Origin of the sequence: Mesorhizobium sp. ESP6-5 (assembly GCF_020164695.1) — a bacterium.
GTDB classification, from domain to species: domain Bacteria; phylum Pseudomonadota; class Alphaproteobacteria; order Rhizobiales; family Rhizobiaceae; genus Mesorhizobium; species Mesorhizobium australicum.
The window spans coordinates 168,390-193,668 of the sequence record NZ_JAIUGR010000009.1; the positions used below are offsets into that span (position 1 = coordinate 168,390).

General features: G+C 60.8%; 25 protein-coding genes. 7 read left to right on the forward strand and 18 right to left on the reverse strand.

Annotation, left to right across the window (positions count from 1 at the left end; translation table 11 throughout):
- Window positions 1-31 precede the first annotated feature (31 nt).
- Window positions 32-964 (forward strand): 3-keto-5-aminohexanoate cleavage protein, encoded by a 933-nt coding sequence (locus LB524_RS16845; protein WP_224528416.1) that lies wholly within the window; start codon window positions 32-34, stop codon window positions 962-964.
- 52 nt (window positions 965-1,016) lie between these two features.
- Here the strand turns inward: LB524_RS16845 and LB524_RS16850 are convergent, their stop codons facing one another.
- Together LB524_RS16850 and rocF are read right to left on the reverse strand one after the other, a co-directional pair.
- A complete protein-coding gene (locus LB524_RS16850) occupies window positions 1,017-2,072 on the reverse strand; it encodes an ornithine cyclodeaminase (RefSeq protein ID WP_224528421.1) in 1,056 nt (351 codons plus the stop codon).
- 2 nt (window positions 2,073-2,074) lie between these two features.
- A complete protein-coding gene (gene rocF, locus LB524_RS16855) occupies window positions 2,075-3,007 on the reverse strand; it encodes an arginase (protein WP_224528430.1) in 933 nt (310 codons plus the stop codon).
- 134 nt (window positions 3,008-3,141) lie between these two features.
- Between rocF and LB524_RS16860 the strand changes: the two genes are divergently transcribed.
- On the forward strand, window positions 3,142-3,582 hold the full coding sequence (locus LB524_RS16860) for an Lrp/AsnC family transcriptional regulator (RefSeq protein ID WP_140787409.1): 441 nt from the start codon (window positions 3,142-3,144) through the stop codon (window positions 3,580-3,582).
- A 23-nt stretch (window positions 3,583-3,605) separates the two neighbouring features.
- Here the strand turns inward: LB524_RS16860 and LB524_RS16865 are convergent, their stop codons facing one another.
- From LB524_RS16865 to LB524_RS16900, 8 genes are all read right to left on the reverse strand, one after another.
- A complete protein-coding gene (locus LB524_RS16865) occupies window positions 3,606-5,087 on the reverse strand; it encodes a M81 family metallopeptidase (protein ID WP_224528433.1) in 1,482 nt (493 codons plus the stop codon).
- Window positions 5,088-5,149: 62 nt separating this feature from the next.
- Window positions 5,150-6,325 (reverse strand): serine hydrolase domain-containing protein, encoded by a 1,176-nt coding sequence (locus LB524_RS16870; protein ID WP_140787405.1) that lies wholly within the window; start codon window positions 6,323-6,325, stop codon window positions 5,150-5,152.
- 103 nt (window positions 6,326-6,428) lie between these two features.
- The gene (locus LB524_RS16875; RefSeq protein ID WP_181171032.1) at window positions 6,429-7,487 is read right to left on the reverse strand and encodes a porin; all 1,059 of its coding nucleotides are present in this window, start codon (window positions 7,485-7,487) and stop codon (window positions 6,429-6,431) included.
- A gap of 51 nt (window positions 7,488-7,538) precedes the next feature.
- Window positions 7,539-8,303: an ABC transporter ATP-binding protein gene (locus LB524_RS16880; RefSeq protein WP_140787401.1), complete on the reverse strand. Its 765-nt coding sequence runs from the start codon at window positions 8,301-8,303 to the stop codon at window positions 7,539-7,541.
- On the reverse strand, window positions 8,300-9,160 hold the full coding sequence (locus tag LB524_RS16885; RefSeq protein ID WP_411909920.1) for an ABC transporter ATP-binding protein: 861 nt from the start codon (window positions 9,158-9,160) through the stop codon (window positions 8,300-8,302). The genes LB524_RS16880 and LB524_RS16885 overlap by 4 nt, the downstream gene beginning before the upstream one ends.
- 2 nt (window positions 9,161-9,162) lie before the next feature.
- Window positions 9,163-10,089: a nickel transporter permease gene (gene nikC / locus LB524_RS16890; RefSeq protein WP_224528686.1), complete on the reverse strand. Its 927-nt coding sequence runs from the start codon at window positions 10,087-10,089 to the stop codon at window positions 9,163-9,165.
- Window positions 10,090-10,174: 85 nt separating this feature from the next.
- On the reverse strand, window positions 10,175-11,227 hold the full coding sequence (locus LB524_RS16895) for an ABC transporter permease (RefSeq protein WP_224528436.1): 1,053 nt from the start codon (window positions 11,225-11,227) through the stop codon (window positions 10,175-10,177).
- A 33-nt stretch (window positions 11,228-11,260) separates the two neighbouring features.
- On the reverse strand, window positions 11,261-12,904 hold the full coding sequence (locus tag LB524_RS16900) for an ABC transporter substrate-binding protein (protein WP_140787397.1): 1,644 nt from the start codon (window positions 12,902-12,904) through the stop codon (window positions 11,261-11,263).
- Between the two features lie 225 nt (window positions 12,905-13,129).
- On the opposite strand from LB524_RS16900, the gene hisC reads away from it, so the two are divergent.
- The 5 genes from hisC (at window position 13,130) to LB524_RS29095 (ending at window position 17,104) form a co-directional block, all read left to right on the forward strand.
- A complete protein-coding gene (hisC, locus tag LB524_RS16905; RefSeq protein ID WP_140787395.1) occupies window positions 13,130-14,245 on the forward strand; it encodes a histidinol-phosphate transaminase in 1,116 nt (371 codons plus the stop codon).
- A gap of 9 nt (window positions 14,246-14,254) precedes the next feature.
- Window positions 14,255-15,034, forward strand: a complete 780-nt coding sequence (locus LB524_RS16910) for a TetR/AcrR family transcriptional regulator (RefSeq protein ID WP_140787393.1) — start codon at window positions 14,255-14,257, stop codon at window positions 15,032-15,034.
- A gap of 82 nt (window positions 15,035-15,116) precedes the next feature.
- The gene (locus tag LB524_RS16915) at window positions 15,117-15,896 is read left to right on the forward strand and encodes a helix-turn-helix transcriptional regulator (RefSeq protein ID WP_140787391.1); all 780 of its coding nucleotides are present in this window, start codon (window positions 15,117-15,119) and stop codon (window positions 15,894-15,896) included.
- An 81-nt stretch (window positions 15,897-15,977) separates the two neighbouring features.
- Window positions 15,978-16,574 (forward strand): acyl-homoserine-lactone synthase, encoded by a 597-nt coding sequence (locus tag LB524_RS16920; RefSeq protein ID WP_140787389.1) that lies wholly within the window; start codon window positions 15,978-15,980, stop codon window positions 16,572-16,574.
- Window positions 16,575-16,657: 83 nt separating this feature from the next.
- Window positions 16,658-17,104, forward strand: a complete 447-nt coding sequence (locus tag LB524_RS29095; protein ID WP_140787387.1) for a LysR family transcriptional regulator — start codon at window positions 16,658-16,660, stop codon at window positions 17,102-17,104.
- Here LB524_RS29095 and LB524_RS16930 read toward each other — a convergent pair.
- The 8 genes from LB524_RS16930 to trbE are packed head-to-tail and all read right to left on the reverse strand — an operon-like array spanning window position 17,096 to window position 25,267.
- Window positions 17,096-17,323, reverse strand: coding sequence for a DUF2274 domain-containing protein (locus tag LB524_RS16930; protein WP_140787385.1), 228 nt, complete (start codon window positions 17,321-17,323; stop codon window positions 17,096-17,098). The two genes, LB524_RS29095 and LB524_RS16930, sit on opposite strands and share 9 nt — an antisense overlap.
- Window positions 17,320-18,519 (reverse strand): TrbI/VirB10 family protein, encoded by a 1,200-nt coding sequence (locus LB524_RS16935; RefSeq protein WP_140787383.1) that lies wholly within the window; start codon window positions 18,517-18,519, stop codon window positions 17,320-17,322. Before LB524_RS16935 ends, LB524_RS16930 begins: the two co-directional genes overlap by 4 nt.
- A complete protein-coding gene (gene trbG / locus LB524_RS16940) occupies window positions 18,516-19,523 on the reverse strand; it encodes a P-type conjugative transfer protein TrbG (protein WP_411909917.1) in 1,008 nt (335 codons plus the stop codon). The genes LB524_RS16935 and trbG overlap by 4 nt, the downstream gene beginning before the upstream one ends.
- A 53-nt stretch (window positions 19,524-19,576) precedes the next feature.
- The gene (trbF, locus tag LB524_RS16945) at window positions 19,577-20,263 is read right to left on the reverse strand and encodes a conjugal transfer protein TrbF (RefSeq protein ID WP_224528439.1); all 687 of its coding nucleotides are present in this window, start codon (window positions 20,261-20,263) and stop codon (window positions 19,577-19,579) included.
- A complete protein-coding gene (trbL, locus tag LB524_RS16950; RefSeq protein WP_224528445.1) occupies window positions 20,260-21,654 on the reverse strand; it encodes a P-type conjugative transfer protein TrbL in 1,395 nt (464 codons plus the stop codon). The genes trbF and trbL overlap by 4 nt, the downstream gene beginning before the upstream one ends.
- The gene (trbK-alt, locus tag LB524_RS16955; protein ID WP_140787376.1) at window positions 21,651-21,959 is read right to left on the reverse strand and encodes a putative entry exclusion protein TrbK-alt; all 309 of its coding nucleotides are present in this window, start codon (window positions 21,957-21,959) and stop codon (window positions 21,651-21,653) included. Before trbK-alt ends, trbL begins: the two co-directional genes overlap by 4 nt.
- Window positions 21,960-21,971: 12 nt before the next feature.
- Window positions 21,972-22,721, reverse strand: coding sequence for a P-type conjugative transfer protein TrbJ (trbJ, locus tag LB524_RS16960; protein WP_140787374.1), 750 nt, complete (start codon window positions 22,719-22,721; stop codon window positions 21,972-21,974).
- Window positions 22,718-25,267, reverse strand: coding sequence for a conjugal transfer protein TrbE (gene trbE / locus LB524_RS16965; RefSeq protein ID WP_224528688.1), 2,550 nt, complete (start codon window positions 25,265-25,267; stop codon window positions 22,718-22,720). The genes trbJ and trbE overlap by 4 nt, the downstream gene beginning before the upstream one ends.
- Window positions 25,268-25,279 lie beyond the last annotated feature (12 nt).

The following is a 25,279-nucleotide window of genomic DNA, read 5'->3' on the forward strand; positions in this document are numbered from 1 at the left end:
CCAAGCGCTCAAAGGACCAGGATACCTTCAAATGGCGAACCAGAACAAGATCATCATCACCTGCGCGGTCACCGGCTCGATCCATACGCCGTCAATGTCGCCGCATCTGCCGGTGAGCGCGCAAGAGATCGCCGACGCCGCGATCGGGGCGGCCGAGGCTGGTGCAGCCATCGTACATCTGCATGCGCGCAATCCCGCCGACGGCCGGCCCGACCAGTCGACCGAGGCCTTTGCGCCTTTCTTGAAGGTGATCAAGCAGCGCTCCAATTGCGTCATCAACATCACCACCGGCGGCGCCGCGACGATGAGCGTCGAGGAGCGGGTCAAGCCGGCCGCGACCTTCGCGCCGGAAGTCGCCTCGCTGAATATGGGCTCCATGAATTTTGGTCTCTATCCGATGCTGGAGCGCTTCAAGACCTTCGAGCATGATTGGGAGCGCCCTTATCTCGAAGGCTCTCGCGACCGCATCTTCCGCAACACCTTTGGTGACATCGAGCACATCCTGCGCACCTGCGCGGAAAGCGGCACTCGTTTTGAAATCGAGTGTTACGACATCGGCCATCTCTATACGCTTGCCCACTTCGTCGAGCGCGGCCTGGTCAAGGCACCGTTCTTCGTCCAGAGCGTGTTCGGCATACTGGGCGGCATCGGCAGCCATCCGGAGGACGTCGCGCATATGAAGCGCACCGCCGACCGCCTGTTCGGCAATGACTATCATTGGTCCGTGCTGGGCGCCGGCCGCAGCCAGTTGCCGATCGCCACGCAGGCCATAGCGCTGGGTGGTAATGTGCGCGTTGGGCTGGAGGACTCGCTGTGGATCGGCAAGGGCCAGCTGGCAAAATCCAACGCCGAGCAAGTGAACAAGGTGCGCCAGATCATCGAGGGGCTCGGCGCCTCCATCGCCACCCCCGACGAGGCGCGGCGGATCCTGCAGCTCAAGGGCGGCGACAAGGTCTCTTTCTAAGGTAAAACACCAATGAGCGCGGTCACCGATCTCCGTTAGCTCGGCCGATTCATTAAGCTGCCGGCTGCAGGGCCGCCCTCAGCAGCATGCCAAAGAGGTCGCGCGGCTCGTCGGGGTCGGCCAGCAGATCGAGCTCCTCATAGAGGCCGGTCGCCTGCAGTTGATCGCGAACATATCGCAGTGCCGAGAAATCCTCGATCGCAAAGCCGACGGAATCGAAGAGCGTGATCTGCTTGGCGTCTCGCCGACCTTGCGCCTTGGCAGCGATCACTTGCCAGAGTTCGGTGACGGGATGGGTGGAATCCAGTTGCTGGATTTCGCCCTCGATGCGGGTTTGTGGCGGAAACTCGACGAAAATGTCAGAGCGCAGCAGGATGTCCTTGTGCAGTTCAGTCTTGCCGGGGCAATCGCCACCGACGGCATTGATGTGGACGCCGGACCCGACCATGTTATCTGTGAGAATGGTGGCGTTCTGCTTGTCGGCGGTAACGGTCGTGATAGTCCCGGCACCTTCAACCGCCTCCTGTGCACTCCCACAGATGGTGATGTCGAAGCCCATCCCGGCCAGGTTCTTCGCACATTTCAGCGAGGCGGACCGGTCGAGGTCATAGAGCCTGAGCCGATCGATGCCGGTCAGCGCCTTAAAGGCGATCGCCTGGAATTCAGATTGGGCCCCATTGCCGATGATGGCCATGGTGCGCGCGCCGCTCGGCGCCAGATACTTCGCGGCGACCGCGGACGTGGCAGCGGTGCGAAGCGCGGTCAGGATGGTCATCTCGGTGAGCAGCATCGGGTAGCCGTTGCCGACATCGGCGAGCACGCCGAAGGCCGTCACCGTCTGCAGGCCCTGGCGCATGTTCTTCGGATGGCCGTTGACATATTTGAAGCCGTAGAGGCGCCCATCGCTTGTCGGCATCAGCTCGATGACGCCGTCATGGCTATGCGAGGCGATGCGAGGCGTCTTGTCGAACAGTTCCCAGCGACGGAAATCTTCCTCGATGTAGCTGGCGAGCTCGGTCAGGAAGCGCTCGACACCGATGGCGATCACCAGCTTCATCATGCGGTCGACACTGACGAAGGGGACGACGTTCAGCTTCATCGTGTTCATGATTAAAAGCTCCCGGAATGACTGCGGGTGGGGCGGTCCATGATGCGGCGGCCCATCAGGCTGGCCGTCAGGTCGACCAGCAGCGTCGCGGTGCGGCCACGCTCGTCCAGAAAGGGATTGAGCTCGACAAGGTCCAGGCTTGAGACGAGGCCGCTATCGGACAGCATCTCCATTATCAGATGTGCCTCGCGGAAAGTCGCGCCGCCAGGAACGGTGGTGCCGACTGCCGGAGCGATCGACGGGTCGAGGAAGTCGACATCAAGGCTGACATGCAGCAGGCCGTCTTCCGCCGACACGCGCGCCAGGAAAGCGCGCAGCAGCGGAGCGATGCCATGCTCGTCGATGGCGCGCATGTCGTGCACGGTTACTCCGGCCTCATTGAGCGCCGTTCGCTCAGCCGGGTCGACACTGCGCAGGCCCATGGTGCAGATACGCTTGGGATCGACCGCTGCCGGCAGCTCCGGAAAATAGCCCCCAAAGCCGGGCTGACCACTGGCGTAAGCAAGCGGAACACCATGCAGATTGCCGCTGGCGGTGGTGTCGAGCGTGTGGAAGTCTGGATGCGCGTCGAGCCACAATACGAACAGATGACGTCCGGTTTCGGCGGCGCGGCGCGCGAGGCCTGCGATGGTCCCGGCCGAGATCGAATGATCGCCACCCAGAAAGATCGGCATGGCGTCCTCGCTTGCGGCATAGGCGGCTTCGGCGATGGCAGATGTCCAGGCCGATATTTCGGGCAGGGCCTTCAGGGCCAGATTGCCATGCACGACGCGCTTTGCCGGAAGCGGCTGGACGGCGCTCAGATCCTCGACGATATGGCCAAGGCCGGCCAGCACCTCGGCCAGCCCGGCGGTCCTGAGCGCGCTCGGCCCCATCTCGCATCCCATCCTGCCAGCGCCATCTTGCACTGGCGCCCCGACGATTTTGCAACGCATTGTTTTCCCGACGACCAAGTTTCGAATGGCCGGGATGAGATCACGGTGAGCCGGCGGTATGAAGCAGGTGAATTGGCAATCCGAAAAGCATTGTTTATCGTAATGGCAGCGAAATTGATCAAAATGGTACCTCAATGGACGCTCTCGATGAACGCCTTGTGACCCTGCTTCGGCATGACGCCAGGCGCAGCGTGTCTGATCTTGCCGTCGATCTCGGCGTCTCGCGCGCCACGGTCAGGACGCGCATGGAGCGGCTGGAACGATCCGGCGACATCATCGGCTACACGGTGGTGCTGCGCGCGGACGCCGTCGATCAACGCATTCGGGGCATCATGCTTATTGAAATTGAGGGTCATGCCGCCGACCGCGTCGTCAGGGCACTGGGCGGGTTTCCCGAAGTGTCGACTATCCATACCACCAACGGCCGCTGGGATCTGGTTGTGGAACTTGGAACCGCCTCGCTGACTGATTTCGATGCGGTGCTGCGCCGCATCCGCCTGATTGGCGGCATAACCGGGAGCGAAACCAGCCTTCTGCTAGCTACGCCGCGCACGACGCGAGCACGCCTAACATAGTACCGGCGGTCGGGATCGTCGCACTAGAATTTGTCGAGCGGGTAAATCGGCCGCGGCACGTTCCTGAACGGCATTTTGACGTAGTCCATCGTCGACAGGGCACCGCAATCGCAGATGATGATCTCTCCAGCGATAGATTCAAAGTCCGCGCGGAAATGCTGTTGGGATTTCACAACGATGACGTCGTGTGCCGTCGGCTCTATGCTAAAGGCTCGGAATTGCTCCTGATCCAGCAACTGCGAGCGCTCAGTGATGACGAGCACCTTCACTCCACCGACCGAGATGACGGCCGTGGGACCAAAACTGAATTGGAGCCCGCCCAACTGCGGCCCGGTGCCTACAAGCTTTCCGTCGCTTAGACGCAAAAGCTTAGCCTCAACCTGCAATGGTGGTCCGCCAAAGCGCGGGTCCATCTTGCCGCCCAGGGAAACGGAAACGGTATCACCGATCTTCGCATTTGATAGCTGGTTAACTGTCCCGGCATCAACCATTGGGCCAAAACACGCATTCTGGACGCGCGCCTTCAAGAGCGCATCGAGAAGCGCGGTGGCGTCGCCATACGCGCCGGCACCCGGATTATCGGCGTAGTCAGCGATGATGAGCGGCCGTTCACCCATGTAGCAGCGAGCAATCTCGGCCGACTCTTTAGGCGTGTAGAACTTGTTGAGGACATTCTCGCGATTGTCCCAGATTTTGTCGGCGATGCGCTCCGCAAAAGCTATGTGTCTGTCGGGCTCGCCGTCATAGGTCATCACCACGGTGGGGCCGACTTCCTTCACATCGGCACCTGGAAAGGCCCCATTGATGCTGACCGCGAGTGCACCGGCACTCCTTTCATGCTCCCTTGCTTCTTCTATCCAATCAATCATTGGCCCGATATCCGTGCGGCCGGCATTTGCCTCCTCCAGCATTGGCCTTCGCACCAAAAGAGTCTTGGGTCTGATGGAACCTTGAATTGCCTTGTGCAGCAACTCGGCGGCATGGCGAGCGGTTTCGCGAATATCGACATGTGGATAAGTTTTGAAAGAAATCAGGACGTCCGCGTTTTCACACATGCTGGCGGTAACGTTGGCATGCGGGTCCAACGTGACGGCGATCGGTATGCGACGCTTCAGCACTCGACGTAAACGCTCAAGCAATTCACCTTCGCCATCTGAAGAAAAATCGGTCACCATGGCGCCATGCACGCCAAGCAAAATGCCATCAAGCTTGTCGCCCAAAGCCGCCGCCTTAGCCAGTATCTTATCGGTGATGCGGTCAAACGCGTCACGCGTGACCGGACCAGCAGGTTCGGCATCGGCACTGATCGTATGCACCAGATCCCACTGGTATTTGCGCGCAACATCCAGAAATCCGGCCAATTCGGTATTGGCATCGCCGCGAGCCGAAATGGCGTCATTGCCTTCCAGGATGCGACTGCTCCGAAAGGCTTCATAGTCCGTCTTGATCACGTTGAAGGTGTTAGTTTCGTGGGTGAATTCGGCCGTCAAAACACAATGCGTCATTTGCTCTTCCTGCTAGAGGCATGAATCTCCGCTATTCGGAGTAAGTCTCCCTCTGGACCAATTCACGTTGCGAGGTCTGCGCCGGCGAGCAGATCTTCAATTACCGAACTCCTGAACGTGTCAGTCTTTTCCGTTCCATCGATGTTCATCAGCACAGCGACTGCATGGCGATGGTCCTTCGTCAGGATAACCATGTTGGAAGCGCCGAAATCGCTGCCGGAGTGCCCAACAAAGGGTGTCCCGTTGATTTCCTCCTCGATCCAGCCAAGCCCCTGGTAATGAACGATCGCTGGGTCGATCTGGTCGCGCAGCATGGCGGTGACGGCGGCAGGCGATAGGATTGCCTGACTGGCCGTTTCACCCCCGAGCATTGCACGCAGCATCTTTGCAAGGTCGCTGACCGAACAGCGCAACATGCCTGCAGGGACATCGGGATATCCTTCCTGAGGCAGTGGAACAAAAGCCCCCTTTTCGAACCTGTAAGGTGTCGAAATCACGTCCGGCGCAAATTGTTTCAGATGCCAATGCGCGTTGCGAATGCCGAGCGGTTCGAATATTTGCTTCTCCACATAAGAGGAGAAGCCCTGTTTGCTGAGACACTCAACGACGTAACCTGCCAGGGCAACGGCAACGTTGGAATAGGACCACTTCCTGCCAGGTTTTGCCTTGTAGTACGATTTCCTGGGCGAATAGGTGTCCCCACCCTTCACAAGATAGTCGCGAAGGAAGTCAGCCAGGCTTTGCGTTGGATCTCCCACGACGGAGTAGTCTCCATATCCGTCATCAGAGATGCTGGACGTGTGGGTGATGAGTTGATGCGGCGTCATCGGGATGTTGGGGTGGTGGGGATTTATAACGGTAAAGTCGATGAACTCGTTCACGTCTCGATGCAGGTCGAGGCCCTTGCGCTCAAACAGCTGGACTAGGGCGGAGGCCGTAAACAACTTACTGACCGATGCCAGATGCGTTGGAGTGTCTGCAGTGAATTTTCGTTGCTGTTGAATGTCGGCAAAGCCAAAGCCGGCCGAATAGCTGGTTGAGCCATTTTTCGAAATTATCCCCACGGCGGCTCCTGACACCTTGGCCACGGCCATGCGTGCCGGAACTCCGGTTTCGAAGTTGCGGCGCCAGGTCTCGAAGGTCTGGTTTGGCTTTTGATCCGCCAAAACAACCCTCGCCTGCGGCACAAGCAAGCCCGCCAGTCCCATCTTAAGCAGCGAACGCCGGGTTGAGGTCATGATCATTCTCCTTGTCTTGAAGTGTCTGGCAGATTGATTTTTCTGATGGCCGGTCCGCGCATCAGTGGCGTCAGTGGTGCAATCGCTTGGCGACATGTTCCCGTCAGAAATCACGCTGAATGCTGATCATGCCGCCCAGCGCGTCGCTGGGCTTGGAGGGGTCGCTGCCGAAGACGGTGTAATCGAGTTCGGGCGTTACGGTGAACCCTGGAGCGATCTCGTAGTCAAAGTTGAACGCCAAGGCGTAGGTGCCGGCATCTTCATAGCCCGCTTGGCCATTGAGGGTGAGCTTTGGCAACAGGAATACAGAAAGGCCGCCCCAGGCCGCGTAAGTCCCGTTCCACGCTCCAAAGTAATTCGGGGCTCCAGGGTTCGATTGATAACCACCCATGGCGAAGACTGAGAAGGTGTCGCCAAGCTTGAGGTCCAGCCGCGCCTTTGCCGCGACTTCTTCAACCACGGAGTCGTAGCCGATGACCGTGCCAATCGCCCCCCAGTTCCGTTCGAGCTTCAGCCCGCCGACGAGGTGAGGCATATAGCTGTCGATTGCATGCCCTTGATCGCCCTTTTCATCGTCGCCTTCGTCCCCTTGCTCGGCGCCAAGCATCGCGGAAATCCCACTCCCGAGGCTGGCCGTGTAATTCAGCTGATTTGTCTTGCCGCCAGCGTAGGGGATGACATCGTCGTTTAGAACATTGCCGGCCGAATCCAGCCAGCTATCAAATTGCGAGCTGGAGGCGCCGACTTGGATACCACCCAGGCCAATCACCCCCTCAGAAAAGGTGACGCCTTCATTGACGCCATCAACGATGTTGGATTCCAATTCGAAATGTGCGCGCAGCATCCCCTGTTCAGTTTGGGTCCGGACATCACCGTACAGGGTAGCGCTGGTAGATTGGCCCCAAGTTTTTCGGCGCTCACCAGAGGAAGGGTCGGCGCCGGCTGTAATTTCGTACTCGACGGATCCGCTGATCCTAACGCAGGTGGGGCTTTGCGGGAGCTGAACAAACCCCTCCCCCATTGTAGCACAAATACTTACGTTTTGAGAGGGATCGTAATCCCTGAGAGATACGGCGTCCGTCGCGTGAACGAGCGGCACTTCGAACAGTAAAGCACTCATCCAGCCAAGAATTTGGCCTTCAAGGATCTGGCCCTGTCTCATCATCTCCCACCTAATTGGTTATGGAATTGATCTATTTCGGCTCGGAGCGCCTCAGTCCAAAAGGCCTTTCGGGCTGCGCTCGAAACCTTTGCTGGCCCGAAGCAGATTGAGCGTGTATTCCTGGCGCACCTGGCCGGCCACGAGGTCTTCAGCTGCGACTTCTTCGACGCTCTCGCCGTTCTGCATCACCATCAGCCGTTCACACATGTGGTGGATCACACCGAGATCATGGCTGACCATCAGGAAAGTGAGCTTGCGCTGCTGCCGCACGTCTTGCAGGAGATTCAGCACTTCGGCCTGCACGGAGGCGTCGAGTGCCGAGGTCGGCTCGTCGAGCAGCAGGATTGATGGTTCGAGGATAAGGGCGCGCGCTATTGCCAAGCGCTGGCGTTGGCCGCCGGACAGCTGATGCGCGTAGCGGAAACGAAAGCCAGAGCCCAGTCCGACTTCGTCTAGCGCTCGCCGGATCCGCTTCTCGCCATCGCCGATGCCATGGATTGCGAGCGGCTCCTGCAGCAGGCGGTCGACGGTCTGGCGCGGGTGCAGCGAGCCGTAAGGATCCTGGAAGACCATCTGCACCTGCCGATAAAATGCAATGTCGCGGTGGTGGCCAAGCGGCCGGCCTTGGACCAGCGCAGTTCCGGATGTGATCGGCGCCAGCCCAGCGATAGCCCTCAGCAGCGTCGACTTGCCAGACCCAGATTCGCCGACAAGGCCGAATGATCCGCCGGGCTGCACGACAAGGCTCACGCCTTTTAACGCACGAAACCTCTTGAAGGTGACCTCCAGGCCGGAAATGGCGATGGCTGCGGTCATTGCGCCCACTCCGGCTTGCGGTCGAGCACCGGCAGCGGGTGACGGTCGGCGCCGATTTTTGGCATGCAGTTGAGCAGCCCCCGCGTGTAGGGATGCTGGGCCTGGCTCAATTCCGACGCCTTGAGCTGCTCGACGACCTTGCCGGCATACATGACGATGACGCGGTCGCAGAAGGAGGAAACCAGGCGCAGATCGTGCGAAATGAAGATCAGGGCCATGCCGCGCTCCGCGACCAGCCTGTCGAGGATGCCGAGCACGTCGAGCTGCACGGTGACGTCGAGCGCCGAGGTCGGCTCGTCGGCGATCATCATTTCCGGTCCGGCGATCAGCATCATGGCGATCATGGCGCGCTGGCCCATGCCGCCCGACACTTCGTGCGGATGCAGGTCGAAGACGCGTTTGGAATCGCGGATCTGCACCGCCTCGAGCATGGCCAGCGCGCGCTCGCGCGCCTCGGCCTTGCCCACCTTTTCGTGGGTGCGCAGCGTCTCCATGATCTGGCGGCCGATGCTCATCACCGGATCGAGCGAATATTTTGGGTCCTGCGGGATCATGGCCAGGCGCTTTCCTCGCAAGCTCCGCCGTTTGCGCGGCGGCAGTGTGAGCAGATCGAGCCCGTCGAAGGTAAGTTTTGTGGCGGACACCTGCGCCTGGGGCGGCGTCAGCCCCATGAGGGCGCGGCCAGTCTGCGATTTTCCCGAGCCGCTCTCGCCGACGATACCCAGCCGCTCGCGGCCGAGCGAAAAGGAGACGCCGCGTACCGCCTCGATCATGCCGGTGCGGGTCGGAAAGGTGACGCGCAGATCTTTTACTTGGAGCAGATCACCGCTCGCTGCACTCATGTTGGCGGGCCTCATGTTCATTGGTCGTTGCCCTGCGGATCGAGTGCATCGCGAAGCCCCTCACCGAGAAGGTTGAAGCCGAGGCTGACAATCAGGATGGCAACGCCTGGCGCGGCCGCGACCCACCACTGGTCGAGGATGAAACGGCGGCCAGAGGCAATCATCGCGCCCCATTCCGGCAGCGGCGGTTGCGCACCCAAGCCAACGAAGCCCAGGCCGGCCGCAGTCAGGATGATGCCGGCCATGTCGAGTGTCACCCGGACGATCAGCGATGAGGTGCACAGCGGCATGATATGTCGAAGCACGATGCGCAGGGGCGAGGCGCCCATGAGTTGCACGGCTTTAATGTAGTCTGAGTTGCGCACGGTCAGCGTCTCGGCGCGCGCAATGCGCGCATAAGGCGGCCAGGAGGTGATAGCGATGGCCAGCACGGCGTTCTCGATGCCGGGGCCAAGAGCGGCGACGAGGGCCAGCGCCAGGATCAGTTTTGGGAACGCAAGGAAGATATCAGTAATACGCATCAGCACTGCATCTACCCAGCCGCCGGCATAACCGGCCGTCGTGCCAACCACGAGGCCTATCGGTGCTGCAATAATGGCGACCAGCACAACCACGAAAAGCGTCAGCCGCGAACCATGGATGATGCGGGAAAATATGTCGCGACCCAGATCGTCGGTGCCAAACCAATGCTCGGCGTTCGGCGTCAGCAGCCGGGCGTTTTTCAAGTCACCGACGAGCGGCGAGTAGGGCGCGAGCTGGTAGGAGAAGACGGCGGTGAACAGGAGGGCCACGACAATGAAGGCCCCGACCATTGCCAGCCTGTTTGCAACCAGACGTCGCCACATCGTATAGGCGCGACCGAGGCGGGCCTGCGAGCGTGACGAAGGGTGCTCCGAAAGCAGCCAGTGGCGATATGACAGAGTTGTTTGTTCTAACGAGCTCATGGGGGATCGTTCCAAGGAATGGCGTTAAGGAGCCTCTCACAGTCCGGCGCGGGGCAGCTGCCTAGCGCCAAAGCAGACAGCCAGGTCACTGCGGTTTCGTCCTTGGATCGAGGACCCGATAGAGCAGGTCCGCAAACAAGTTGATCGCGATGAACACCGAGCCGATGATGACCGTGCCGCCAAGCACTGCGTTCATGTCCGCATTCTGCAGCGAGTTGGTGATGTAGAGGCCGATACCTGGCCACGAGAACACAGTCTCCGTCAGCACCGAGCCCTCAAGCAGTCCGGCGTAGGAAAGCGCGATGACGGTCACCATCGGCACCGCGGCGTTGCGCAGTGCGTGCCTCCATATGATGCGTGTTTCGGAGAGGCCCTTCGCCCGCGCCGCGACCACATATTCTCGGGACAGCTCGTTCAGCATGAAAGAGCGCGTCATGGCGCTGATGTAGGCCATCGAAAAGTAACCGAGCAGCGCTGCCGGAAGGATGAGGTGGCGAAAGACGTCCCGGAAGACATCCCACTGTCCCTGCCAAGCCGCATCGATCAGGTAAAAGCCGGTAAGCGGCTCGAAGCTGTACTCGTATGTGATGTCGATGCGGCCGGGGAATGCCACCCAGTGCAGTTTGGCGTAAAACAGCAGCAGGCAAAGAAGCGCCAGCCAGAAGATGGGGACTGAATAGCCGACCAAAGCTATGGCGCGAACGATCTGATCGAAAAGGCTGCCACGCCGGACAGCCGCCAAGACGCCGAGCGGCACGCCGATGAACGAACCGATCAGGGTACCCACCGTTGCCAGTTCGACGGTAGCCGGGAAGACGCGGCGGATGTCGACCATCACCGGGTTTGTGGTCAGCACCGATCTGCCGAAATCACCACTCAGGATTCCCTTGATGTAGATGTAGAACTGTTCCAGCAACGGCAGGTCGAGACCCATCTCGCGCCGGGTACGCTCGACGACACTGGCTGGTGCCCGATCGCCAAGCACGGCCAGCACAGGATCAATGGGTATGACCCTGCCAATAAAAAACGTCACAGCGAGGAGGCCAAGATAGGTGATCGCCGCGATGGCGAGAAACGAGGCGACGGATGCTAGAAGCGCAATGGCACGTTCTGCACCGCGGCTCCTCGCGGCCGGCATTCCAGCAGCGGTTAAGCTCGACGGTTCCACCGGCTATTCCTTTGTGATGGTGCTCAAGAAATTGGTGTCGAAGCTTGGCCCGAGTTCGAAGCCTTTGACGCTGTCGCGCAGTCCCGCCACTTCGGTCTTTTGGTAAATGATGGCGAAAGGACCGGCGTCGAGAACCTCCTGCTGGAGATGCCGGTACATTTGCGCGCGCCTGGCAGTGTCCTTCTCAAGCAGAGCGGCTTCCGTCTCCTTGGAGAGCTCCGGAACCGCCCATGCATTGCGCCAGGCGAGTGTCTTGTTTTTGCCCTCGTCCGAATTGTCGGAATTGGACGCGAATGTCTGTGCGTTGGAGTTGGGATCGAAATAGTCCCCGCCCCACTCGCCGATATAGATGTCGTGGTTGCGGGCGCGGTACTTGGTCACCGTTTGTTTGTCGTCGCCAGGAATGATCTCGATCTTGATGCCGGCCTCGGCCGCGGTCTGCTGAATGGATTCGGCGATGCCCGTCACCGGCTGGCTGTTGCGGACATCCATGGTCACACTGAAGCCGTCTGTCAGCCCTGCCCTTTCGAGAAGTTCCTTGGCCTTGGCGACGTCCAGCTTGAAAGGGCTCTCATCGAGCTCGCCCATCATTCCCTTGGGCAGGAAGGTCTGGTGGATCTGCCCTATGCCCTTGATCAGGGTTGCCCCAATGGCATCGTAGTCAATGAGATATTTGAGGGCTTGGCGAACCTCGGGCTTGGCCAGGTTCTCGTTCTTCTGATTGAGACTGATGTAATAAATCGTGTTCTTGCCGGCGCTGGTAACTTTGATGGCCGGGTTCTTTTCAACGGCCTGAAGGTCGTTCGGCTCGAGGTTACGAGCCACGTCGATGTCGCCTGCCTCCAACGCGAGGCGCTGGGCGGAACTTTCCCTCATGTGGCGATAGATGACGCGGGCAAGCTTGCCCTTTTCGCCATTATAGTTGTCGTTGCGATCCAGGACGACGGCTTCGTTTGCGCGCCATTCGCGTAGCTTGAACGGTCCCGATCCGGCCGTATGCATCTTCAGCCAGTCATTGCCGAAGTCATTGTCGTATTTGTAGTCATCGGAAGGTGTCACAGTCTTGGCGTGCTCCACCACCAATTCCCTGTCCACCACCGCAGCCTCGGTCGTCGACAGGCAGTTCAGCACGAAGCTCGGTGCGTAGGCTTTATCGACGGTGAACTGGAAGGTGGTATCGTCCAGGGCTTTCGCCTTCTCGGTCACATTGTCGCCGGTCAAGCCCAGCTGGCCAATGATAAAGGCAGGGCTCTTGTCGAGCTTGATGAGGCGCTCAAAAGACCAAGCGACGTCATGAGCTGTGAGTGGGTGCCCCGAGGCGAATTTCAGGCCGGGCGTCAATTTGAATGTGTAGGTTAGACCGTCCTGCGAGATGCTCCAGCTCGCGGCAAGATCCCCTTTGACCTTCGAGGTGTCGGTACGGTCGAACCGCACCAGAAGGTCGTAGATGTTTGCGCTCACCTCGCCGGTCGACAGCTCGAACGCTTCCGCCGGGTCCATGGTGATTATGTCGTCGATGGCGAAGCCTTCGACCAGCGTGTCGGCGGGCGTAACTGCAAACGCCGGCGCGGCACTGATGAGCAGCACTGACAGGGCCGTACTTGTGAGCCAGTGCCGGGGACGAGAGGCAATCTTTTCCATCATCATGTGAACTGTTCCCTTTTTTGCCGGAGCTCCTCACTCCAGGTGATCCTGAGCCGACAAACGGCCTGGAGAACCCTCGTCCGCCGCTGTGTGGTTTATTGTTCGGTGGACAATAAAAACATTATGTATATACTTTTCCGGTGTCAATGGTGCTTTTTTGCTCGCCGTGGGCGCAGCATCGCGACGGCCGGTTCCCGAGATTTGGCCGAGATCAAGAAAGGTAGGACAATGCAGACAGATCCCGAGAACGCCCTCGCGCCGCGTGAGGAAGTGGCGGCACTGCCGACATACAATGCTGGAATCACCGTTGCTGCCGCGAGGCGGATCAGTGGGCGGAATGTCATCGCTGCACTGGCCAGCAACGAAAATCCCTATGGTGCGTCACCGCGGGTCAGCGAGGCACTCGGGTCCTTGGTGCCATCCCGCTACAGCGACCCGGCGTGCGGCGCACTGCGGCAAGCGCTTTCGGAGAAGCTCGGAATCGTCCCCGACCGGATCGTGTGCGGCAATGGATCGGAGGATCTGATTTCGGCACTTTGCCGGGCTTATCTGCGAAAAGGGGACACTGTTCTGACCATTTCGCCCTGCTTTGGCTTGCACGAGATCGAGCCGATGGCGGCGGGCGCTCAGCTGGTCAAGGTGCCAATGACCAAAGAGTTTGACTATGACGTCGACGCATTGGCGCAGAAATTGGCACTGGGCCCAAAAATCGTTTTCATCTCCTCGCCCTCCAATCCGGTCGGAGCGGCGCTTGCGCGGCGGGAACTCGCCCGCCTGGTTGACGCGGTCCCGCCCGGGACGTTGTTCGTCCTGGACGAAGCTTACTTCGAAATGGTCGGCCCTGGTTACCCCGACGGTCTGAAGTTTCTGATTGAGCGCCAGGGGGTGTCCTGGGTAGTGCTGCGCACATTCTCGAAGGCGTACGGCCTTGCGGGTCTGCGCGTGGGTTACGGGGTCTCATCGGATCGTTGCATCGCCCGGGCCATGCGCGCGTGTCTGACGCCCTTCAACGTCAACGCCGCGGCGCAGATTGCTGCCGCTGCCGCGCTCCAGGATAGCGACTGGATGCAAGAGACCACTGCAGAGATGCGCCGCGGCCGCGCCAGTCTTGCCGAGCGTCTACGAGGTCTTGGCGTTCGGGTTGTTCCCTCCCAGGCGAACTTCCTGTTCCTCGATCTGGAAACGGATGCTGCGCGCGTGGCTGGCGCCTTGCTCCAAAAGGGCATAATCGTCAAACCATGGATGGAGCCGGGCTACACCGACCACCTCAGGGTCAGTGTCGGAAAAGCAGAGGACAATGAGAGATTTGCGCAGGAGCTTGCTCGCACCCTGGCGCTTGCCTAGGGGAAAACGGTGGGTGCATTGACGAAAAAGGCTGTGTCGGAGAAGCGCTCCGTGGGGCGTGCGGCAGCCATCGGCCTGACCCGGGAGCGCGTGATCGAGGCAGCAATCGCGCTGATCGACGATGAAGGCATAGCGGGTTTTTCGGTTCGTGCCCTCGCCCGTCGCATCAACGTCTATCCGGCCGCCCTCTACTGGCATATCGGCGGCGCCAAGTCGGATTTGCTCGCCGAAATCTCGGGTGCGCTGATTGCCACCCTGATGACGCCGACCGACCTTCCAAGTGACTGGCGCGATACGATCCGGCTTCTGTTTCAGCGCTTTCGTGCGCGCGTCCACGAGCATCCCCGCGCCGCGCCGCTGCTCGGTCCGCATATTCGCTCAAACGGCGCCCCCAACGCTCCTTGGGTTGAAATCATCCTCAAGGCGTTGACGCAGGCCGGGTTCCAAGATCAAACACTGATCAACGCCTTCAACTCTGTGGTCGGTGCGCTTGAAGGCTACATCACGATGGAACTGGCCGCCGATGGCGCCACGGAGGACTCGGAATGGGTCGGGGCCTTCAACGCGGGTCTCGATGCGCTCGACGAAACGCGCTTTCCGCTGGTCAAGCGACACCTGCCGCAAATGTACAACCGATCGTTTGTGATGCGCTGGAAGAGTGGCGATATCGCACCCCTTGCGGACGGCTACAACTTCCTGATCGAAACCCTCATCCTTGGTCTTGAGGCCCAGGCCAAGGGCGTCCGGGACGGGCAAGCGGATGTACCAGCCCCGACTGCAGATGGCTGACCTCGCGCCAGGGACTGTCGATCTGCCCTGCGCCGGAACCATCCTGGACTGCTGAGCCCGTTTATAGCCCGTGTGAAAAGCAGTGACCAGAAAAGCCAGTTCATCAAGGTCGGAAATAGCTTCTGGCAGCTGGCGCCGAAGACTGAGCGAAACCTGCGTAACAATCGACGAGATACGCAAATGCAGCAGTCCCAAGGGCATCTGCAGTTTGTTGTTGGGCTACGTTGGACGGTTTGGCGCCACGAACCTGCTTGCCGGCGTCATTCCACCGCCCTTCGTGTCTGGACGTGAACAGCTCGCGCATGTGGTGTTGGCGGCCTGGCCCGAGGAGTGGACCGCGCGCTATTTCTCGAACGGCTATCTTGCCCGGGACCCGACGATCCAGCTTGTCAGACAGGCCAGCGCGCCGTTTCACTGGAGCGAGGTTGGGGACCTGTGCAAGGTCTGCCCGTCTGGCCGCCGCATCATGGATGAGGCTAAGGAGTTCGGCCTGGATCAGGGACTTACGATAGCTTTCTCGACCCTCGAACGAAATCCAGTTGGGTTTTCGATTGCCGGGGAGAAACTGGATTCCGACCCTTGTGACAGGTTGGCTCTCCAGTTCGTTATGGCCTACGCATTTGGTTGCGCCTCAGCCCTCGTCGGTGGAGAACTGTGTCGTAAGTCTGTCCACCTTTCGCCCAGGCAGCGGGACGTTCTTCGGTGGGCGTCGGAAGGCCTGACTGTCGATGAGATCGCTCAACGCCTGAACATCAGCAGCAACACGGCAGACAGCCATCTGCGTTCTGTCCGGGAGCGGCTGAGCGTTTCGAGCACTATTCACGCGGTGGCGGAAGCCTTGCGCCTCGGCCTGATCAGTTGAGCAGCTCACGGGATCGCGTGATACGTCGCTGTTTTTGTAAAGAGCACCTTGGGGTTGGACTCAAAACGGAGGACAACCCTAATGCTGCATATCGTGACAAATCAGAATGCCGATCTCTATGGCGCGGAATTGGATCAAGCTTTCCAGCTCCGCCACCAGGTTTTCGTTCAAGAAAAGAACTGGATCGAACTTGCGCGCGAAGACGGTCGCGAAAGGGACCGCTTTGACGACGAGCACGCTGTCCACATGCTTTTCATCGCGGATGGCCGGGTTATCGGCTATCAGCGGATGCTCCCATCGACAAGGCCACACCTTCTCACCGAAGTTCTGCGGAACCTCTGCGATGGCGAGCCGCCTGCTGGACCTCACATCTGGGAATGGACGCGCTACTGCGTCGCGGCCGGGCATCGCGAGCGCGGCAGAATGCTCAGCCCGGTCGCTAACGCACTTCTGTGCGGCATCGTCGAGTGGGGCCTTCGCAGCGGGGTCGACACAATCATCATTGAGATGAATCCGCTCTGGCTGCTGCGGCTCGTGCAATTGCATTTCAGGGTAACGCCGCTCGGGGTCCCTCAATTTATCGGGGGCGAAGAGACGGTTGCAGTGACCGCGCGGTTTGATGAGCGGACGCTAAGACGATTGCATGAGACCCGCAAGGCGAGTGCGCTCTCGGTATAGGCGATGGCGGTCGCACAATGCGGCTCACTGCTCCTGCCGAATAGGAAGTACCACTCCTCCTTGCTCAGCCATAGAGCCGTGATTTGTCACTAAGTCACACAAGCGCACCGCGCCGGCGGATCCAACTCGTTTCGCTCGACTGTGCCCTTATTGTCGCCGAGGAAGGCAGCTTCCTCGGCGCCTCTCGACGAATAAGAATGCACCATTCCGCGCTCAGTCGACGCATCCGTGACCTTGAGGACTCGCTTGGGGTAACGCTTTTCGAACGCCATTCGACAGGTGTTCGTCCAACCAGGCTCGGGGCGAAACTCCTGCGCAATCTCAGTCGTGTCCTTTCAGACCTCGACGACACGCTCGCAATAGCGCAGCCAAACAGAAAGGCACAAGCTGTCGGAAACCTGACGTCCGGACCCGACGCCCTGATGCAGGTGACGGAGTTCCTGGACGTGGTTGTCGACTTTATTCGGGAGCGCCCGGACGTCGAGCTCCGCTTGGTGAAGGCAAAGCGTGGCCCTGAACAGTCACGCTGACTTGCTGTCGCGCCGGGCTCGACTGAATGCCCTGTCCGTTAGCATAAACCGTGCAAGCATAGGCGCGATGAGTTTGGCCGGGTCGGCAACGGCCTGCCCCGTTTGGCGGCCAAGCACCTCTGCATAGGCGACAAGATCCCGGTGAACGGACGCCGGCAGTTCGACGGTCACTTTGACTGGCCGGTCATCGACAATGCCGGAGAGCTTCAGCTTGGTCATGCAGGCCCCTTCTCGGCACCGTACGGCCCCAGCACAAGGTCACGATTGACGAGGACACGAACTGGAAAACCAGGTCGCACAGTTAGCGTCGGCTGGACGTTAAGCTGATGGCGCACGATCTGCTGACCGATGTTCGTTGCGGAATCCTGAGCGCTTTCACGAATGGCCTTGGCGACGTCGCTTTCATTGTCGCTTGAGCCAAGCGACGTCCCAATACCGAGGAGGGTCGAGAGTGCTGCGGCCCGAAACATCTGGCCCCAGTGATGGTCTACATCGTCCTCAAGGCCGGCAAACCCAGACGGGTCCGCTCCCTGCTGGCGCTCCATAACAATGGAGCTGCCATCGGGCAGGATGAGCCGAGTCCAGACCAACATCACGCGTGACTGGCCGAAAGCAACCTGGCTGTCATACTGCCCAATCAGCCTCGAACCTTGCGGTATCAGCAGGTACGTCCCGGTTGGGCTGTCATAGACATTCTCGGTGACCTGAGCAGTGGTTTGACCAGGCAGGTCGGAGCGGATACCGGTGATCAGGGCCGCTGGGATCACCGTGCCCGCCTGAACGACGTAAGGCGAGGCTTTTTTCATGAGATGGTCGGAGCTTACCGTACGACGGTCCGGTGCTGCGTTGATGAATGCAGTTTTGCGGTCCTGCATATTTTGATCGGTGCCTGGACCGAGCGCCGGTGGTTCCAGGGCCATGCCGGACATGGTGTCGACGACGGCGTCTGCGGGACCGACGCCACGTCTGGCGGGATTTGCCGAGGCGTTGGCGTCGGTGAACAATTTTGCCACGCGGGCGGCTTCGATCTCAGCCCGGCGGCGTTGTTCTTCTGGATCCGCACGCGGTGCGCCGATGTCCGGCACCGGCTCTCCGCGCTCTTGCGCGCGCAGGATCGGCCGGCCGAGATCGCCAGGCAACGCCGGCCCCAGCTTGGGAACACCAGCATAGTCCTTCGGCAGTGTCTGGAGCCCGTCAGCGGTCGCACGGTTTTCCGTGTTGAAAAGTTCGGATGCTTGCTCGTGGACACGTCTGGTGTCTAGCGCCCAGATGAGCGTTCCGAGGGTGGCAACGCTGGCGACGCCGCCGAGGCCGATGAGGACCTTGCGCGACAGGCGCGTCACCCTGGCCGGTTCCGGCCGCAGCCGCAGTTCCGCCCGGGCATCCGGGTTAGATGAAATCGCGGTGTCGCTCATCGAAACAGCCCTACGCTGCGCTGTGGCTTTCTTCCATCCGTGCGCACGATGCGGACGCGTTTCTCGCTCGTCTTGTCGCCCAGCCTCAGTTCGGCCGCGGCAAACAGCCGGTCGACGACGTAGTAATTCTGGCGGGCACGGTAGTTGACCAGTTCCGAGCCCCCTGACGGGCCGATGACAAACAGCGGCGGCATTTCGCCCTGGCCGATACCGGACGGGAATTCGATGTAGACCTTTGCGCCATCGTCGAAAGCGCGAAGCGGCCTCCAGGGTGCGGCATCACCCTCGATGCGATAGCGAAAATTGAGTTTCTGGATGTCGACACCGGAGGCGACCGGCTGTGCGGCAGAGGCCTGCGCGTTCTGGCGCCGAAGCGCGATCAACTGGTCCTGCGGATATTGCCAGGAGACCGAGGCCATGTAGGTTTTCTCGGTCGAGCGCAGCTCGAGATGATAGGTACGACGGTCGCTGTTGATGACAAGGTTGGTCTGGAGATCGGGGCGGGTCGGCTTTACGAGAATGTGAACCTGAAGCAGTTCCCCTGCCCCACTTTGCGTATCGCCGATGATCCAGCGCACCGTGTCGCCGGCGGCGACTGGTCCGGAGCCGACAAGCTGCTCACCCGGCTGCAAAGCTATATCGGTTACCTGGCCGGGCGCGGCATAGATCTGGTAGAGCGCACCCTCGCTCCAGGGATAGAGCTGGATTGCGTTAATGAAGCCGCCGCGGACGGGCTGCATGCGCGCGGCCTCATTGGCCTGGCTGATCCGCTGTTTGGGATCGGCCGGCTCAGGCTTCGCCTTACTGATCCCGACTGGCTTCAACTGGCCGGGAAGCGGCAGCGGTTTTGGGACCTCCACCACCTTCACCGGACCGGGCGGATCGGCTTTGCGGACGGCAGGCGCGGCATCGTCGTAGGCGATCTCGGGCGGAATGTATTTTTTCGAGGCGCAACCGGCAAGCGCCGTGGCGGATAACAACGCCGCGGCAAGCATGTGCGTCATCCTCGTGCTGCGGGCGGTTAGTCTAGCCGATTTCCGTGTCGGTGCCACACGCATCATGAAAGCTCCTTCGACCAGTTTATGGCGTTGACGTAGACACCGAGCGGATTGGCTTTCAGCCGCTCGGCATCGCGGGGTTGCTGGATCACGATGGTAAGGATGGCGGTCCAACGTTCTGTGCTGGCCATACTGCCGTTCTCGTAGCGGCGCTCGGTCCAGGCGACCCGAAACCAGTCAGGCGAGGCACGGATGACGCTCGAGACGTCGATCGCCACCTGAATCTTGCCAACCTTTGCGAAGGGATCATTCAACCGGGCGTAGTCGTTGAGAGACACGGCACCGCGATCGGTCGTGTAGTCGTAGGCGCGCAACCAGTTCTGGCGCACGATGACAGGATCGTCCGCAATGCTCCTCACCTGTTCGATGAAGCGGGCGAGATGCCATGCGATTTGCGGATCGGTCGGTTTGAAGTCGGCCATGGCCGAGGCGACCACCTGCGCCTCGCCAAATTTGTCGACTTGGACGACCCAAGGAACGACGGAGCCGCGCGCCGACTGCCAGACCAGTGCCGCGGCGAAGCCACCGGCGAGCACGAGCGAACCGAAGGCCATCAGCCGCCAGTTCTTTGCCTGCACCCGGGCCGAGCCTATGCGCTCGTCCCAGGCCTGTGCTGCACGCTGATACGGCGTCTCGGGCTGCGGCGTGTTGCCATAACGAACTGAAGGTCGTCTGAAGGGGTTCATCGCTGATCATCCTGATGGAGAGAAACATTCATCGAGCCACCGCCATGATCGCTGGAACGCACGGAATGCGCGGCCGTGCTGGCGCCATGGCTCATGGCCTGGCCGCGCTTGATCCGAGCGGCCCATGCCGGGGGCGTCCGGGCGGACGAGCTGGGAGTGGCCGCGGAGGACGGGCTTGCAAAAGAGGAATCGTTTGCGGCTTCGCCCATGCTGCCGGTTGATTCTCCGCCGGTCGCGGTCCATGCGGAGGAGCGACCCGATTGATGACTGGTGCTTAACGCCGACGCAGCACGCGACATGGCCTGCCTGACAGGCTGGGCTGCAGAGCCGACGCCGGCTCGCGCGACACCACCGAGACCGGCTGCAACGGCGCCCGCGCCGCTCTGTCCTGACGTTGCGGCGGCAAGCCCATAGGCGGCCGATGCACTTCCCGCCAGATGCGCACCGCCACGCGCCGCGGCGGCCGACATGTGGCCTCCGGCCCCGATCAAACTTGCAGCACCACTCAACCCCGCGCGCGCTCCCATGTAGCCCGCAGCACCTAGGCCGCCTGCTGCAAGGCTGGTGCCGACGGCGGCACCCGCGCCCAGTTGCGGGGCGCCGGAGACCAATCCCGTCGCGATACCGGGACCGAAGATCGAAAGACCCATCAGCGACAACGCGCCAAGCACTAGCGACAGTGCGTCGGTGATCGTGGGTTGTTCCGCGAAGCCATGGGTGAACTCGCCAAAGAGGCCCGAACCGATCCCGACGATGACGGCAAGCACAAGAATCTTCACGCCCGAGGCAACGATGTTGCCGAGCACTTTCTCTGCCAGGAAAGCCGTCCTGTTGAACAGCGCGAACGGGATCAGCACGAAGCCGGCAAGCGTCGTCAGCTTGAACTCGATCAGCGTGACGAAGATCTGCACGGCCAGGATAAAGAAGGCGATCAGCACGATGGCCCAGGCCACCATCAGCACGACGATCTGGACAAAATTCTCGAAGAAAGAGACATAGCCCATCAACTGGCTGGCGGCTTCAAGAATGGGATTGCCGGCATCGATCCCGACCTGCGCGACGCGGCCCGGCTGCAGCAGTGCGGAACCGGAAAGCGATGATCCTCCGGCCTTCAGGCCAAGTCCCGAAAAGCTCTCGAAGACGATGCCGGCGAGCCGATTGAAGTTGCCTATGATAAAGGCGAAGAAGCCAATGTAGAGCGTCTTCCTGACCAGCCGGTAAAGCACGTCCTCGTCGGCGCCCCAGGCCCAGAACAGGCCGGCGATCGTAATATCGACGACGATCAGGGTGGAGGTGAGGAAGGCGACCTCGCCACCAAGGAGGCCGAAGCCGGAATCGATGTAGCGGGTGAAAGTTTCGAGAAAGCGATCGATGACGCCGGTGTCGTTCATGGCGACACCGGGCGATTTGTCGACGGACCAAACCGCTCCGGCATCGGCATGGGCGGCGCATCGGTGCCGAAGAAGCGGCGGCGGTTTTCTGCCCACGCTCTGTGGCACGCAGGATCTCTAGCCGCGGCAACACCGATGTCCCGGCATCGCGCCAACTCGAGCGTGGCCGGCTCGCCGCCCGGATGTGCGGAGCGCGGGGAGGACGCCTCCTGCAAGCCGTTGCCGCGCAATGCCATGAGGGTGGCGGCCATGGCAGCGCAAAGGCCAAGAACGACTATCATCCGGGCGGCGATCTTGAGATTCATTTGAGAGGAGCCTCAGTCGTGGAACATGCGAACCGAGGACGGGCTGTAGCTGCTGCCAGCCATGAAGCGGCTGAACTGCTCTTGCGCTTGCTGCTGCGCCGCCGCTTTGCGCGCCTGCTCAAGTGCCGCGGCCCGCCCTTGCGCGGCCATCATCGCGGTAAGATCGGCGACCTGCCTTGCCTGGACGGCGAGAAGCTGATTGCCTGCTTGCGTCGCCTGCAGGATCCCGACCGCCGACTGGCTGGCGTCGACGGCCGTGCTCGTCTGTTCCCGGGTTCCTTCGATGTTGCCGACGGCGACAGCTCCAGCCTTCAACGAATGCTCGAAGGACGACACCGAGGTTTGCCAGCGTTCGCGCGCACCATCGACGAGCTGTTGGCTGGAGAGATCCGAACCGAAATTCTGGTAGGACGACTTGAATTGGCTCTCGATCTCCTGGACGCTATAGGCGAGCCTGTCGGCCTCGCCGAGCAGGCTCTTCATCTCAGAGAAATTGCCTTCGATCTGGCCAAGCAGCGATGTCGGCAGCGAGGTGAGGTTCTTTGCCTGGTTGATCAGCATCTGCGCCTCGTTCTGCAGCGAGGTGATCTGGTTCTGGATCTGCTCCAGCGCGCGGGCAGCCGAGAGCACGTTCTCCGCATAATTTCGGGGATCGAAGACGATCAGTGCAGACGCAGGGTCGCACGACAGGACGACGCCGACAGCGACAAGGCTGGCCGCAGCCAAATGCCGGACGTGGAGACGGTTGCGGACGGAATTCATGAAGAAACCTCCTCTTTGGACTGGTGGATGATGTTGGTGAGGTGGGGAACGAGATCAGCGGCCCAGGAGAGGCCACGGTCGGAAAGCCAGCCCTCAAGGAAATGTTCGCGGCCGCTCTCCGCAACGATCCGCTCGATCGCCGCCTGATCGCTCTTCGACGATGCGGCGCAAAGGGCGAGCGCGACCGGACCGAGCCCGAGTTCGAACAGCCGGTTGCCGCGCCGCGACTGGCAGTAATAATCGCGCTTCGGCGTCGCCCGGGCGACGATCTCGATCTGGCGGTCGTTCAATCCAAAGCGCCGATAGATATCGGTGATCTGCGGCTCGATGGCGCGCTCGTTCGGCAGGAAGAGCCGCGTCGGGCAACTCTCGACAATGGCCGGCGCAATTTTGCTGCCCTCGATATCGGAAAGCGATTGCGTGGCGAAGATGACGGAAGCGTTCTTCTTGCGAAGCGTTTTCAGCCATTCGCGCAGCTGTTCGGCAAAGCCGCCATCGTCCAGCACCAGCCAGCCCTCATCGATGATCAGCAGCGTTGGCCGTCCATCCATCCGCTGCTCGATGCGATGGAAGAGATAGGCAAGCACAGCCGGAGCAGCACCCGTGCCGATCAGACCCTCGGTCTCGAATGTCTGAACGGATGCTTGCCCCAGACGCTCGAATTCGGCGTCGAGCAACCGGCCGTAGGGGCCGCCGATACAGTAGGGTCGCAACGCCTGCTTCAATGCCGATGATTGCAGCAGAACCGACAGGCCGGTCAGCGTCCGCTCCTGTACCGGCGCGGAGGCCAATGACGTCAATGCCGACCATAGATATTCCCTCACCTCCGGCGTGACCGGCACGCCTTCGCGCTGGAGAATGTCGACGAGCCAATCGGCTGCCCAAGCCCGTTCAGGCGTATGATGGATCCCGGCCAGAGGTTGCAGCGAAACGTCGCCGGTGTCATCGGTCAGGTCAGCCAATGTGAGCAGCGCAAGTGGATCGTCCGACCCCTGCCCGCTCGACGGGTTGCCGCCGAGATTCTGCCAATCGCCGCCCATGGCGAGTACGGCCGCGCGGATCGATCCACCAAAATCAAAAGCGAAGATCTGATTGTTTGGATAGCGGCGAAACTGCAGCGCCATAAGTGCCAGCAGAACCGACTTGCCAGCGCCGGTGGGGCCGACGACAAGGGTGTGGCCGACGTCGCCGACATGCAGGCTGAACCGGAACGGCGTCGTGCCTTCCGTCCTGGCGAAGAACAGAGGCGGTGCACGAAAATGCTCGTCGATTGCGGGCCCTGCCCAGATCGCCGAGAGAGGCATCATGTGCGCGAGATTCAGGGTCGACAGTGGTGCCTGCCGGACATTGGCATAGACGTGGCCGGGGACACTGCCGAGCCATGCTTCGACGGCGTTGACACGCTCGACGATTGCCGTGAAATCGCGGGACTGGATGATTTTTTCCACCAGCCGCAGCTTTTCGTCTCCAATTCGTGGATCCACATCCCACACCGTAACCGTCGCGGTGACGTATGCCTCGCCGATCTGGTCGGAGCCGAGTTCCTGCAATGCCGCATCGGCGTCGGCGGCCTTGTTGGCAGCATCCGTGTCGACAAGGACCGACGCCTCATTGGTCATCACCTCCTTGAGAATCGCCGCGACGGATTTTCGTTTGGCGAACCACTGCCGGCGGATTTTGGTCAGCAGGCGGGTCGCGTCGGCCTTGTCGAGCATTATTGCGCGGGTCGACCAGCGGTAGGGAAAGGCAAGTCGGTTGAGTTCATCGAGGACCCCCGGAAAGGTCGTGGTCGGGAATCCAATGACGGTTAGCGTGCGCAGATGGAATTCGCCGAGCCGCGGCTCGAGACCGCCGGCCAGCGGCTGGTCGACCAGCAACGCGTCGAGATGCATCGGCGTCTCGGGAACACGCACGCGATGGCGCTTGGTCGAGACCGTCGAGTGCAGGTAGGTCAGCGTCTGACTGTCGTCGAGCCAGTCGACCTCCGGAACGAAGCCTTCGATCAGGTTCAGCACACGGTCCGAGCGGTCGACAAAACTCTTCAGGAGTTCCCACGGATCAACGCCGCTCGTTTCGCGACCCTCATAGAGCCAGCTCTCCATGCGAGATGCTTCCTCGGCCGGGGGCAACCAGACGAAGGTGAGGAAGTAACTGCTCTCGAACAGTTCACCGTGCGTCTGTCGATCGCCCCATTGGGCCGGTCCCTGGTCAGTCTCGCCGTCGAACTGTTCACGACGCTCGAGATCCAGCAACGCCGAAGCACTGTCAGGGAAAAGACCTTCCGGATAATGTTGCGCAGCAAGCCGAGCAGCTTCGACGAAGATGGCCCAGCCGGACCCGAGGCGGCGCAGCGCATTATTAAGACGTGCTGTCGTGCCGACCAATTCAGCCGGCGTGGCACTGTCGAGATCGGGGCCGCGGAAGCTCGCGGTTCGCTGGAACGAGCCGTCCTTGTTGAGGACGACGCCAGGTGCCACCAATGCGGCCCAGGGCAAATAGTCCGCGAGGGTTTGCGAGCGCTTGCGGTACTCGGCGAGGTTCATCATGGGAAAAGCCTT